This is a genomic window from Eubacterium sp. 14-2 (assembly GCF_000403845.2).
Classification (GTDB): domain Bacteria; phylum Bacillota; class Clostridia; order Lachnospirales; family Lachnospiraceae; genus Petralouisia.
Genome location: NZ_KE159569.1, coordinates 158,518 through 171,695, shown reverse-complemented (window position 1 = coordinate 171,695; position 13,178 = coordinate 158,518). Strand labels below are relative to the sequence as shown.

Here is a 13,178-nt window from a genome sequence, read left to right as displayed (position 1 = left end):
CTGCAGAACATATAGAAAAAGAAATACGGGGGTGGTAAGCGCCACCCCCATTTTCAGAACGTGGGAGGTAATTTATGCAAAAATCACTTAAAAAATATTTTCCTGTTTTTGCACTGCCGACTCTGGTAGCATTTACAATTGGATTCATAGTTCCTTTTCTTATGGGTATCTATTTATCATTTTGCAAGTTTACAACAGTTACCGATGCAAAATTTGTAGGTATCAGTAATTATTTTAAAATATTTACAGACAAAACATTTGGGCACGCACTCTGGTATACTGCCGCATTTACTGTTGTGTCCGTGTTATTGATTAACGTACTGGCATTTGCAATCGCGATGCTTTTAACAAAGGGAATTAAGGGAACAAATATTTTCCGAACCGTATTTTTCATGCCGAACCTGATCGGCGGTATTGTTCTTGGATATATCTGGCAGTTACTGTTAAACGGTATTCTGGCGCATTTCCAGAAAACACTGACCTATAATTCAGCGTATGGCTTCTGGGGACTGGTTATTCTGATGTGCTGGCAGCAGATTGGATATATGATGATTATCTATATTTCCGGTATTCAGAATATTCCGGGCGAGCTGATTGAGGCAGCCAAAATTGACGGTGCCACCAATGCTCAGATTTTAAAGAATGTAACCATTCCAATGGTAATGCCTTCCATTACCATCTGTACATTTCTGACACTGACCAACGGATTCAAGCTCTTTGACCAGAACCTGGCGCTGACTAATGGAGAACCTTCCAACATGTCGGAACTGCTGGCACTGAACATTTTCAACACGTTCTATGGACGGTCAGGATTTGAGGGCGTAGGCCAGGCAAAAGCTGTTATATTCTTTATTCTGGTAGCGTTGATTGCAGTTGGACAGAACTATCTTACAAGACGTAAGGAGGTGCAGCAGTAATGGGTGTAAGAAAAGCAAAACACGGATGGATTTATACCATATTTTTCAGTTTACTTTCTGTTGCATGGGTATTTCCGATTTTACTGGTACTGATTAATTCTTTTAAAAAGAAAGTTTATATCAGTCGGAAACCTTTTGATATTCCCACAGACAAAATGTTTGTAAAATGGGATAATTATGCCAATGGAATGGAGAAAATCCATTTCTTTGACGCATTTAAAAATTCTCTGTTTATCACTGTATTTTCGGTAGCGGTTATTATTTTATGTACTTCTATGTGTGCATGGTACATATCCAGGGTGAAATCTAAATTTTCTTCCGGAATGTATTATTTATGCCTGTTTTCCATGATTGTACCATTCCAGATGGTAATGTTTACGCTGTCAAAATTAGCAAATATGTTGCATTTATCCAGCCCGGTTGGTATTATATTAGTATATCTGGGATTTGGAGCCGGCCTGGCAGTGTTTATGTTCTGTGGTTTTGTGCGGAGTATTCCGCTGGAAATTGAGGAAGCTGCCATGATTGACGGCTGTACGCCCATTCAGACATTTTTCCAGATTGTATTTCCAATTCTGAAACCTACCTGTATTACTGTGGCAATTCTTCAGGCGATGTGGATCTGGAATGACTATCTGCTTCCATACCTGGTACTGGATATCAAACGCTGGAAAACCATTCCCATTGCCATTCAGTATCTGAAAGGCGGATATGGTTCTGTGGATATGGGAGCCATGATGGCTATGCTGGTGCTGGCGATTATCCCGATTATCGTATTTTACATGGCATGTCAGAAACACATCATTGAAGGTGTTGTGGCAGGCGCGGTAAAAGGCTAGACTTTAAGATAAGGTGAAAAATGATATGTTGACCATCAAAGATATTGCAAGAGAATCCGGATATTCGGTGAGCACCGTGTCCAGAGTGCTGAACAACCGCAGAGACGTAAGTCCGGAGGCGAAAAAGAGAATTACGGAAATCGTGGCAGCACGTCATTTTGTGCCCAATAACAATGCCAAACATCTGAAACAAAACAGCAGTAAGACCATCGCAGTGCTGGTGAAAGGTACTTCCAATATGCTTTTTGCCAGTATTGTGGAGGCCATACAGAAAAAAGTGGAGGCCACCAGGTATACGGTGAGCATCAATTATATTGATGAAAATGATAACGAAGTGGAAGAGGCTGCGATTGTCTGCCGGGAACACAAGCCGCGGGGCATGCTGTTTCTGGGAGGCAATCCCGTATTCTTTGAGCAGTCATTTCAGAAAATAAATGTCCCATGCGTCCTGGTTACCAACCAGGGGGCAGCTCTGGGATTTGATAATTTATCCAGTGTGGCCACAGATGATGAAGCGGCAGGAGAATTCGCCATAGATCATCTGATCAGGCAGGGGCATAAGAAGATCGGAATACTGGGAGGTGATTTTTCACTGTCCCATACCAGTAAACAGAGATATTCCGGATGTGTCAGAAGTTTTCAGAAACATCAGGTTCCTTTTGAGGAACATAAGTACTATGAAAAAGCAAGTTTCTCTTATGAAAGTGCTTATGGGGCCATGAAACGTCTTCTGGAGAAGGCAACAGACATCACCGCAGTGTTTGCCATGAGTGATGTGACGGCTGTGGGGGCAATCAGAGCTGTTATTGACAGCGGCCGCCGGGTGCCGGAAGATATTTCTGTCATGGGATTTGACGGAATTACCATGGCGGAGTATTACAATCCGAAACTTACCACCATTCAGCAGCAGTATCAGGTTCTGGCGGTAAGGAGTGTGGAAATATTATTACAGAATATAGACATGGAACCTGTGCCCGTACATGAAATTATACCATTTCATCTGGTACAGGGGGAAAGTGTAAAAACGATAGATGCGGCCGCCCGGGAGAACTGAGGCAGGAAAACCGGGCGGCAGTAAACAGATTTGACAACAGGAGGTACGCGTGATGCGTAGTAGTGGAGTTTTAATGCATATTTCATCTCTGCCCTCTCCCTACGGGATTGGAACTCTGGGAAAAGAGGCGGAAAAGTTTGTGGATTTTCTGGTGAAAGCAGAGCAGAGTTACTGGCAGGTGCTGCCGATCTGCCCTACCAGTTACGGAGATTCTCCCTATCAGTCTTTTTCCAGTTTTGCAGGGAATCCCTATTTTATAGATCTGGAAAAACTCTGTAAAGAAAAGCTCCTCACCAGAAAGGAATGCCAGTCCTATGAGTGGGGAAAGGATATTACCAGGGTAGATTACGGGATCCTCTATGTAAACCGTTATGAACTGTTACATAAGGCATTTGACCGGTTTCAGAAAAATATACCGGAGGACTATGAAGCGTTCTGTCAGAATCAGGAAGACTGGCTTGACGATTATGCACTGTTTATGGCGCTCAAAGACGCCCACGAGGGAGCTGCCTGGAGCGAATGGGAAGAAGATCTGAGGCTGCGCAGGGAAGAAGCGCTGCAGAAAGCCGGAGAGGATCTGAAAGAAGAGACAGAGTTCTGGAAAGTGCTGCAGTATCTTTTTTATAAACAGTGGAACAGTCTGAAAACATATGCAAATGATAAGGGAATCCGCATTATCGGAGATGTGCCTATTTATGTGGCCATGGACAGCGCGGACGTATGGGCGAATCCTTCTCAGTTTTATCTGGATGAGAATCTGGTGCCCATTGATGTGGCGGGATGTCCTCCGGATGCATTTTCCGATGACGGTCAGTTGTGGGGCAATCCGCTGTTTCGCTGGGATGTGATGGAACAGGATGATTACCGCTGGTGGAAGAAGCGGCTGGATAAGATGTCAAAACTGTTTGATGTGGTGCGTATCGACCATTTCCGTGGATTTGAATCTTATTATGCCATTCCGTTCGGACATAAAACAGCCAAAAACGGAGAGTGGAGGAAAGGCCCTGGTATTAAACTGTTCCGTTCCATTGAAAAGGAACTGGGCAGACTGGATATTATTGCAGAGGATCTGGGATTCCTGACAGAGGCGGTTCATGAAATGCTGGAGGAATCCGGCTATCCGGGCATGAAGCTGATTCAGTTTGCTTTTGACAGCAGAGAGGACGGAGACTATCTGCCCCATAATTACAATAACAATTCAGTAGTCTATGCAGGAACCCATGATAATGATACTATTCTGGGATGGATGAAGACCGCGCCCAGACCCTGTGTGGCCTTTGCAAAAGATTACCTGAATCTGAATAAAGACGAGGGGTATCACTGGGGGGTAATGCGGGGCGTCTGGTCCAGTGTCAGCGATACTGCCATAGTGACCATGCAGGATTTACTGGGAATTGGAAGTGAGGGAAGGATGAATACCCCTTCCACCCTGGGCTGTAACTGGATGTGGCGTATGAAACCGGGAGCTGTTGACAGCAAACTGGTGAGGCGCATTTGCAAACAGGTGGAGCTGTATGGCAGAGCGCCGAAGCAGGCCGGAGCTGCTGAGTAAAGTCAGCAGAGAAAGCAGACAGGATATGTATTATTTTATTGTAAATGTTGCTTCCAGAACCGGGAAAGGCAGAAAAATCTGGAGGAGACTGGAGGCAGAACTGAAAGAGAGGAAGGTGGCTTACCGGGCCTTCCTCACAAAATATAAAGGCCACGCCGGAGAACTGGCGGAAAAACTGACGGAGAAATATCAGGAAGAAGTGATTTCTCTTGTGGTGGTGGGCGGCGATGGTACGGCAAATGAAGTGGTGAACGGAATCCGGGATTTTGCCGGTATACGATTTGGCTATATTCCCACGGGTTCCGGCAATGATCTGGGCAGAGGGCTGGGTCTTCCAAAAGACCCGCTGGCTGCCCTGAAACGGATTCTGGAGTCTCAGGAACTGTATGAAATGGATATGGGAAAAGTATACTGGGGCAGGAATCTGGAAAAAAGTGCATACTTTACGATCAGTTCGGGGATTGGTATGGATGCGGAAGTCTGCAGACGTGTGAATGCGGCCGGAATGAAAGTTTTTTTAAACAGGCTCCATCTGGGGAGGCTGTCTTATTTCATTCAGACTATATTGACGCTGGCGGAACTGCCGGACGTTCAGGCCAGTCTCCAGTTTGATGACGGAGAGAAAGAGCGAATCCGCGGGCTGATCTGTATGGCGGTGATGAATCACAGATGTGAGGGCGGAGGCCTTCCCATGGCTCCGTCTGCTTCAGACCAGGACGGAAAGTTATCGGTCTGTTATATCCATGGAATAAAAAAGCTGCGGGCCCTGTTTCTTCTGTTTACCCTGCTCAGAGGAAAGCATGTGGGTTTTCAGGGAATTGAACTGGCTGACTGCGAATCCTGTACGCTGTGGCTGCAGGAACCCCTGACCGGCCATACGGATGGAGAAGATCTGGGAGATCCGGTGCGTCTGCGGTATGAATGTCTGCCGGGGGTTTTGAAGGTTATAAAATAGGCCGGTTATTTTACTTTAATCTTTGTACAATTTATAGCATTCCATGCAAACTTCCTGCATATACTGATAACAGTAGAACAGGAGGTTTTTTTATGGAAAATATTAATACAGGTACATATAATATTTACAAAGATATCAGTGCCAGGACGAATGGAGATATCTATATCGGGGTGGTGGGGCCTGTGCGAACAGGGAAATCCACCTTTATCAAACGGTTTATGGATGTAATGGTACTGCCGGAAATGGAGGACGTACATAGCAGAGAGCGGGCAACCGATGAGCTGCCCCAGTCGGCTCAGGGAAAAACCATTATGACTACAGAGCCGAAATTTGTACCGAAAGAGGCTGCAAAAATCAGACTTAATGAGGATCTTGAGGTTAATGTCAGGCTTATTGACTGCGTGGGATTCATGGTGGACGGGGCAACCGGGCATATGGAAGAGGGCGCGGAACGAATGGTGAAAACGCCCTGGTTTGATTATGAGATTCCTTTTACACAGGCGGCAGAAATCGGCACCCAGAAGGTAATCAGGGAGCATTCCAACATCGGAATTGTGATTACCACTGACGGCTCCATTACAGAACTTCCAAGGGAAAGCTATATCCCTGCGGAAGAAAAAACCGTTGCAGGTTTGAAAAAAATAGGGAAACCTTTTATTTTACTGCTGAATACCCAGAAACCCTATGGAGCGGAAAGCCAGAAACTGGCAGAAGAATTGACGGAGAAATATGGAGTCTCCACCCTTCCGGTGAACTGTGAGCAGCTTAGAAAAGATGATATTTTTCGTATTCTGGAAGGGATTCTCTATGAATTTCCCATCGAACGGGTGGATTTCTTCCTGCCGAAATGGGTGGAAATGCTGGATAATACTCATAAGATAAAAGAAAATATTATTCAGAATGCCATGCAGATATTAAAGAAATTCACTTATGCCAGGGATGTGCGGAATACGGAACTGGTGCCGGAAGGGGAATATGTGCGAAGGATGAAACTGGATAAGGTGGAACTGTCGCGGGGGTGTGTCCAGATTGTGTTTGATATAGACCAGAAATATTATTATGAAAACATGAGTGAACTGACAGGTGTTCCCATTTCCGGAGAATATCAGCTGATTTCCATGATCCGGGAACTGTCTGCCATGAAAAAAGAGTACGATAAAGTAGGAAGTGCCATGGAAGCGGTGAAGCAGAAAGGCTACGGTGTGGTAACGCCTCAGCTTACAGATATTGAAATCGAGGAGCCGGTGCTGATTCGCCATGGCAATAAATTCGGCGTGAAAATCAAGGCACAGTCGCCTTCCATTCACATGATCAAGGCAAATGTGGAAACGGAGATAGCGCCGATCATCGGAAGTGAAGAACAGGCCCAGGATTTAATTGGATATATCAAGACTTCCAGGGAGCAGGAGGAAGGGATCTGGCAGACTAATATTTTCGGGAAATCCATCGGTGAGCTGGTGGAAGACGGAATCCGCAGTAAGATTACCATGATGGATGATGAAAGCCAGGTGAAGCTGCAGGATACCATGCAGAAAATTGTCAATGACAGCAATGGGGGACTGGTGTGCATCATTATATAAAAAAATGCTTTTGCCTGGCGAAAATGGTATTTTATATGAAAGAGTTTCTTTTGTCCGGCGAAAATGGTATTGGTATAAGAAACAGGGACACGATGGCAGGGCCAGTGTCCCTGTTTTGCTGAAGAGACTCGGTGGGCCTCTGTGAAAGGTGTTCTTCAGATATGATTATCTGATCAGAATACTTTTAACTGTCTGTTAAATGCATTGATATAAATGCTGTGAAGTTCCTGTTCGGCTTTGACTTCGCTGCTGAGTTTTATGGATTCATTTAATTTTCTGGATAAATCGAGATGGCCTTCTGCAATGATTTTGATATTGCGGTTTGTTTCATTTTCAAGCGTAAGACTGATTTCATTGATTTTCTTTTCAAGAGATGGTATTTTTGCAATGTCTTTTTCAAGAGAAGAAACTCTTCTGTCAAGAGAAGAAACGTTTTCTTTTACCGTCTGCATATCATCATACAGTGCCTGCAATAATTCAGTATTTGTCATGTGACTCCTCCTTTCTGAATATTTCCTGTAGTATACCATACGGGGAAAGGAAAGTCTATGGGAAATCAGAATTCCGGGAAATGAACAAAACCGGGAACCCGGCGCAGAGATTTATCAGCTTTTCTGCTATACATTTTCCGAAAAATTCAGTATAATTAAGAAGCAGATTACAGTATATTTGAAACAGAATGGAGGAAAACATGAAAATTACATATATTCACCACAGTGCGTTCTGTGTGGAAACAGGAGGCCGGGCATTTGTATTTGATTATTACAGGGGAGATTATATTCCTTCCTGTGTATATTGTGGAAAAATGCCGGAATTTCCGGCGGACATGCCTGTTTATGTGTTTGCCAGTCATGAGCACGGAGACCATTTTGACGTGGAAGTGCTGAAATGGAAAGAAAAATATCCCAATATCCGCTATATTTTTGCAAAAGAGATAAAGAGAAAACTGGGCAGTTCTTTTCTGCGCCGGTCTGGTCTGGAGGAAACGATAAAGGAAAGTATCACATATGTGAAGCCGGGAGAACTTTACCATATAGATGATATTACCATAGAAACACTGCTGTCCACAGACAGCGGCGTAGCATTCCTGGTAACAGCGGACGGAAAGACTGTTTACCATGCAGGAGATCTGAACTGGTGGAGATGGGAAGGGGAGCCGGAGAAAGACAATGATTATCAGGAAAAGACCTATAAGGAGCAGATAAATCTGATTTCAGGCAGGAAAATTGATCTGGCTTTTGTGGTAATGGACCCAAGACAGGAAGAAGACCGATATCTGGGGATTGATTATTTCAGAGAACATGTGCAGGCAGAATACATTGTACCCATGCATATGTGGAAACATTATGAACTGGTTCAGGAATACAGGAACCTTCCGGAAAATCAGAAAGACAGGGAACGGATTCTTTGTATGGAACGGGAGAATCAGGAAATTGTGCTGAAAGAAATATAAAATCGGAGGAAACACATGGAAGTAAAAATATACACAGATGGAGCGGCAAGAGGCAATCCTGACGGTCCGGGAGGTTACGGAGCGGTTCTGACATATCTGGACGCCTCAGGAAAATTATATAAGAAAGAAATTTCCGCAGGATACCGGAAAACCACCAACAACCGTATGGAACTGATGGCGGTAATCCGCAGCCTGCAGGAACTGACAAGACCCTGTCAGGTGGAGCTGTATTCGGATTCCAAATACGTTGTGGACGCCTTTAACCAGAACTGGATTGGCAGCTGGCAGAAAAAGGGCTGGAAGAAGTCAGACGGAAAACCGGTCAAAAACACAGACCTCTGGCAGGAACTGCTGCAGGCTATGGCGCCGCATCAGGTGAAATTTATCTGGGTTAAAGGCCACGACGGACATGTGATGAACGAACGCTGTGATGAACTGGCGACTTCCGCTGCAGATGGAGACCATTTACTGGAGGATACTTGAAAAACTGCGGTTCATATGATATTATATGCCCTGAGGAAACCTGAGGGCGAACACAGCCCGCTGCAGGCGGCTGTGTGAACAGGCGCCTGAGGGTGAAAGGTATATGGCAGATTGACAGGAGGTGTTCTTATGGCATTTATAGCCAGTTTTATACAGACAGCAGTAAAATTTATTCTGATGACGGCAGTAGCCGGATGCGGGATCTTTTTTGGAAAAAAACTGCGTGACAGAAAAGATGTGAAAACTGCGGCAGAAGAGCTGACAGCGAAAGAGAAATAGACAGTGGAGGAAATTGGTTGTGAAGAAGTATGGAGTAAATGAACTGCGCAGGATGTATCTGGAATTTTTTGAGAGCAAGGAACATCTGGCAATGAAAAGTTTTTCCCTGGTACCCCACAATGACAACAGCCTGCTGCTGATCAATGCGGGAATGGCGCCCTTAAAGCCGTATTTTACAGGACAGGAAATTCCACCCCGGAAACGGGTGACCACCTGCCAGAAATGTATCCGGACCGGAGATATTGAAAATGTAGGAAAAACAGCAAGACATCTTACTTTTTTTGAAATGCTGGGAAATTTTTCCTTTGGAGACTATTTTAAGCATGAAGCCATTGCCTGGAGCTGGGAATTTCTGACGGAAGTGATTGGCATGGAGCCGGAGCGTCTGTATCCTTCCATTTACGGGGAAGATGATGAGGCATTTGATATCTGGACGAAAGAAGTGGGGGTTCCGGCAGAGAAGATTACCCGTTTTTACCGTGATGAAAATGGAAAATGCGATAATTTCTGGGAGCACGGGGCAGGACCCTGCGGACCATGTTCTGAGATTTATTATGACCGGGGAGAAAATTATGGCTGCGGCAGCCCGGACTGCAAAGTAGGCTGTGAATGCGACCGTTTCATGGAAGTATGGAATAACGTGTTTACCCAGTTTGACGGTGACGGTCATGGCAATTATGAAGAACTGGCCACTAAAAATATTGATACAGGCATGGGACTGGAGCGTCTTGCAGTAGTGGTACAGGATGTGAATTCCGTGTTTGACATTGATACCATGAAAGCTATCCGGGACAAAGTATGTGAAGTGTCCGGTAAGACATATCAGACAGACGCCATGGATGACGTGTCTGTTCGTCTGATTACAGATCATATGCGTTCTGCGACCTTTATGATTTCTGATGGAATTATGCCTTCTAATGAAGGACGCGGTTATGTACTGCGGCGTCTGATCCGGCGGGCAGCCCGCCATGGCAGACTTCTCGGCATCAGCGGCAGATTTCTTGCCACATTGAGCGCAACCGTGATTGATGAGAGCAAAGACGGTTATCCGGAACTGGAAGAGAAGAAAGAATTTATCTTTAAGGTGCTGACTCAGGAAGAAGAAAAATTTGACAAAACCATTGATCAGGGGTTAAGCATTCTGTCAGAAATGCAGGAAGAAATGAAAGGTGCCGGAACCACGGTACTGTCGGGAGAACATGCGTTTAAACTGTATGACACCTACGGATTTCCGCTGGATCTGACGCAGGAAATTCTGGAAGAAAAAGGATTTTCCATTGATGAAGAAGGTTTTCGGACCTGTATGGAAGAGCAGCGCAGCAAGGCCAGAAATGCGAGAAAAGAAACGAATTATATGGGTGCGGATGCCACTGTGTACGATGAAATTGATGTTTCCGTCACCTCTGAATTTGTGGGATATGACCGCCTGGTACACCATTCTGAGATTACGGTGCTCACCACAGAGACGGAACTGACAGAAGCACTGTCAGACGGTGACCAGGGAACCATAATTGTAAAAGAGACTCCTTTCTATGCCACCATGGGCGGACAGAATGCGGATACAGGTATCATCCGTGCAGGAGAAAATGAATTCCGTGTGGAAGATACCATTCATCTGCGGGGCGGCAGAATCGGCCATGTGGGCGTGGTAACTGTCGGAATGTTTAAGAGAGGAGACAGGGTGGAACTGTCTGTGGATTCAGAAAAACGTGGACTGATCCGCAGAAACCACAGTGCAACCCATTTGCTTCAGAAAGCACTCCGGGAAGTGCTGGGAACCCATGTGGAGCAGCATGGTTCAGATGTAAATGCGGACAGGCTTCGCTTCGATTTTTCTCATTTTGCAGCCATGACGCCGGAGGAAATTGCCCGGACAGAAGCTGTTGTAAATGAGAAAATAGCTTCTGCTCTGCCAGTGGTGACAGAGGTGATGAGCCTTGAGGAAGCCAAACAGACAGGCGCCATGGCACTGTTCGGTGAGAAGTATGGTGACTCCGTCCGGGTAGTGAAAATGGGAGAGTTTTCCGTGGAACTGTGCGGCGGAACCCATGTGGAAAATACCAGCAGTATCAGTGCTTTTAAAATTGTTTCTGAATCCGGAGTGGCAGCCGGAGTGCGCCGAATTGAGGCACTGACTTCCAAAGCAGTATTTGAATACTATGACAGAATGGAAGAAACCCTTTATGCGGCTGCAAAAACAGTAAAAGCCAGTCCGTCAGGGCTGGTGGAAAAACTGGAACATTTAATGGCGGAGCTGAAAGGGCTGCAAAGTGAAAATGAATCCTTAAAGAGCCAGGCAGCCAGGGACGCTCTGGGCGATGTTATGGACCAGGTAGTGGACGTAAAAGGCGTGAAACTCCTTGCAGCCAGTGTTTCCGGCGTGGATATGAACGGGCTGCGTGACCTGGGCGACCAGTTGAAGGAAAAACTGGGCGAAGGCGTGGTGGTTCTTGCTTCTGAAAAAGAAGGCAGAGTGAGCCTGATTGCCATGGCTACAGACGGAGCCATGAAGCAGGGAGCCCATGCAGGAAATCTGATTAAGGCTATTGCAGGAAAAGTAGGCGGAGGCGGAGGCGGACGTCCCAATATGGCTCAGGCGGGAGGAAAGAACCCATCTGGAATCCCGGATGCCATAGCAGAAGTGAAAACTGTTCTGGAGGGTCAGGTATAACAGCATTGCTGTTATGGAAAATAAGCCGGGATACCCATCGTAATGATGTGGAAAGAAATCCGAATATTTTTAGTAACAAAGTTTTCCATAAAACAGTTGACTTCCATAAAATATCTGTTATAATTAATAGCAGTGCAATAAAATGACCCAAACAGTTGAATATGCACAATACGCAACTGGAGGGAGGTTAGGTGTGAGACTATGTCAAATGTAATCGTAAAAGAAAACGAGACTTTGGATAGCGCTTTACGCAGATTCAAAAGAAACTGTGCAAAAGCTGGTATTCAGCAGGAAATTCGTAAGAGAGAACATTACGAAAAGCCAAGCGTAAGACGCAAGAAGAAATCCGAAGCGGCAAGAAAGCGTAAATATAATTAAGAATTAAAAAGAACTCCATGTATCTGGTAACAGATGCATGGAGTTCTTTTATTGTTTTTTACAGGAAGTATACTGTCACACTAAGGAGTGAAAGTGTCTGCTGCCAGCTGTTTCAGGATGGTTCCGGCATCAAGGGCAATACAAATGGACTGCTTCTTAATTTCTGCCGGAACGCAGGTCTCTGCCAGATTGATGCATATATAAAAGGCATTGGGATTGTGGTATGTCATCTGCCAGAATGGATATTTGATAATTCCAGGTGTATTATTTCCAACGCCCAGTTCCAGATACAGAATGTTTCTGTTTTCCTGGCGGTGTAAAAAGTCCTGATACCGGCCTGCCGCGTCATGCCAGCCTTCATCTTCCACAAAGGTGCTGTCGGATCGCAGGTTCATGGACATGGGTGCGCCGCAGAAGGGACAGTGGGGGATTAATTCAGATGGAACGCGCATGTTCTGCTGCAGAGAAACCATTCTACTGATGATGATTTCATTGTCGTATGTTTTATTGTGGCAGGGCCTGGAACACTGCCACAGTCCATAATCACCCTGAGTATAAAACAGTCTCTGCTTATCAAAACCGGATTTTTGAAAACAATGGTCCACGTTTGTGGTCAGAACAAAGTAATCTTTGTGCTGTATCAGACTGTATAAATCATGATAAACAGTTTCCGGTGGATTCCGGTAACGGTTGATATATACATAGCGGCTCCAGTATGCCCAGTATTCCTCCGGTGTCTCATAGGGATAGAAGCCTGCCGAATACATGTCCTGAAAACCATAAGTTTCCATGAAGTCTGAAAAATGATCCTCAAAACGTTTTCCGGAATAAGTAAAACCTGCAGATGCAGACAGTCCTGCTCCGGCCCCAATCAGAATGGCCTCAGCATGTTGGATTTTCTGCCTGAGATTTTTGATTTCCAGCATATATTCCGGGTCTCTGTGAGCAGATGTTATTACTGCATTTTTGACATCCATGAAAAGTCACCTCCAAAAGATTCCTGCCGATATCATAAAG

General features: G+C 45.2%; 13 protein-coding genes. 11 read left to right on the top strand and 2 right to left on the bottom strand.

Going from position 1 to position 13,178, the window contains the following annotated elements; genetic code table 11:
* The first annotated feature begins 74 nt into the window (after positions 1–74).
* The 6 genes from C805_RS24680 to spoIVA all read left to right on the top strand — a co-directional run bounded on the left by C805_RS24680 (position 75) and on the right by spoIVA (position 6,897).
* Entirely contained in the window at positions 75–917 is an 843-nt protein-coding gene (locus C805_RS24680; protein WP_016216793.1) for a carbohydrate ABC transporter permease, read from the top strand.
* Positions 917–1,756, top strand: coding sequence for a carbohydrate ABC transporter permease (locus C805_RS24675; protein ID WP_016216792.1), 840 nt, complete (start codon positions 917–919; stop codon positions 1,754–1,756). Before C805_RS24680 ends, C805_RS24675 begins: the two co-directional genes overlap by 1 nt.
* A gap of 25 nt (positions 1,757–1,781) precedes the next feature.
* Positions 1,782–2,810: a LacI family DNA-binding transcriptional regulator gene (locus tag C805_RS24670; protein WP_016216791.1), complete on the top strand. Its 1,029-nt coding sequence runs from the start codon at positions 1,782–1,784 to the stop codon at positions 2,808–2,810.
* Between the two features lie 49 nt (positions 2,811–2,859).
* Positions 2,860–4,362, top strand: coding sequence for a 4-alpha-glucanotransferase (gene malQ / locus C805_RS24665; protein WP_371197686.1), 1,503 nt, complete (start codon positions 2,860–2,862; stop codon positions 4,360–4,362).
* Positions 4,325–5,317, top strand: a complete 993-nt coding sequence (locus C805_RS24660) for a diacylglycerol/lipid kinase family protein (protein ID WP_016216789.1) — start codon at positions 4,325–4,327, stop codon at positions 5,315–5,317. Before malQ ends, C805_RS24660 begins: the two co-directional genes overlap by 38 nt.
* A gap of 92 nt (positions 5,318–5,409) precedes the next feature.
* Positions 5,410–6,897, top strand: a complete 1,488-nt coding sequence (spoIVA, locus tag C805_RS24655) for a stage IV sporulation protein A (protein ID WP_016216788.1) — start codon at positions 5,410–5,412, stop codon at positions 6,895–6,897.
* 173 nt (positions 6,898–7,070) lie between these two features.
* Here spoIVA and C805_RS24650 read toward each other — a convergent pair whose 3' ends face one another.
* Positions 7,071–7,388 carry a hypothetical protein gene (locus C805_RS24650; protein WP_016216787.1) on the bottom strand — a complete coding sequence of 106 codons (318 nt, stop codon included), beginning with the start codon at positions 7,386–7,388 and terminating at the stop codon, positions 7,071–7,073.
* A gap of 200 nt (positions 7,389–7,588) precedes the next feature.
* Between C805_RS24650 and C805_RS24645 the strand changes: the two genes are divergently transcribed.
* From C805_RS24645 to rpsU, 5 genes are all read left to right on the top strand, one after another.
* Positions 7,589–8,350 (top strand): MBL fold metallo-hydrolase, encoded by a 762-nt coding sequence (locus C805_RS24645; RefSeq protein WP_016216786.1) that lies wholly within the window; start codon positions 7,589–7,591, stop codon positions 8,348–8,350.
* 15 nt (positions 8,351–8,365) lie between these two features.
* Positions 8,366–8,833: a ribonuclease HI gene (gene rnhA / locus C805_RS24640; RefSeq protein ID WP_016216785.1), complete on the top strand. Its 468-nt coding sequence runs from the start codon at positions 8,366–8,368 to the stop codon at positions 8,831–8,833.
* Between the two features lie 129 nt (positions 8,834–8,962).
* Positions 8,963–9,112 carry a hypothetical protein gene (locus C805_RS26860; RefSeq protein ID WP_016216784.1) on the top strand — a complete coding sequence of 50 codons (150 nt, stop codon included), beginning with the start codon at positions 8,963–8,965 and terminating at the stop codon, positions 9,110–9,112.
* A gap of 52 nt (positions 9,113–9,164) precedes the next feature.
* The gene (gene alaS, locus C805_RS24635; protein ID WP_051135878.1) at positions 9,165–11,783 is read left to right on the top strand and encodes an alanine--tRNA ligase; all 2,619 of its coding nucleotides are present in this window, start codon (positions 9,165–9,167) and stop codon (positions 11,781–11,783) included.
* 201 nt (positions 11,784–11,984) lie between these two features.
* On the top strand, positions 11,985–12,161 hold the full coding sequence (rpsU, locus tag C805_RS24630) for a 30S ribosomal protein S21 (RefSeq protein ID WP_004054229.1): 177 nt from the start codon (positions 11,985–11,987) through the stop codon (positions 12,159–12,161).
* Positions 12,162–12,241: 80 nt separating this feature from the next.
* On the opposite strand, the gene C805_RS24625 is transcribed toward rpsU, so the two are convergent.
* The gene (locus C805_RS24625; protein ID WP_016216782.1) at positions 12,242–13,138 is read right to left on the bottom strand and encodes an SIR2 family NAD-dependent protein deacylase; all 897 of its coding nucleotides are present in this window, start codon (positions 13,136–13,138) and stop codon (positions 12,242–12,244) included.
* Positions 13,139–13,178 lie beyond the last annotated feature (40 nt).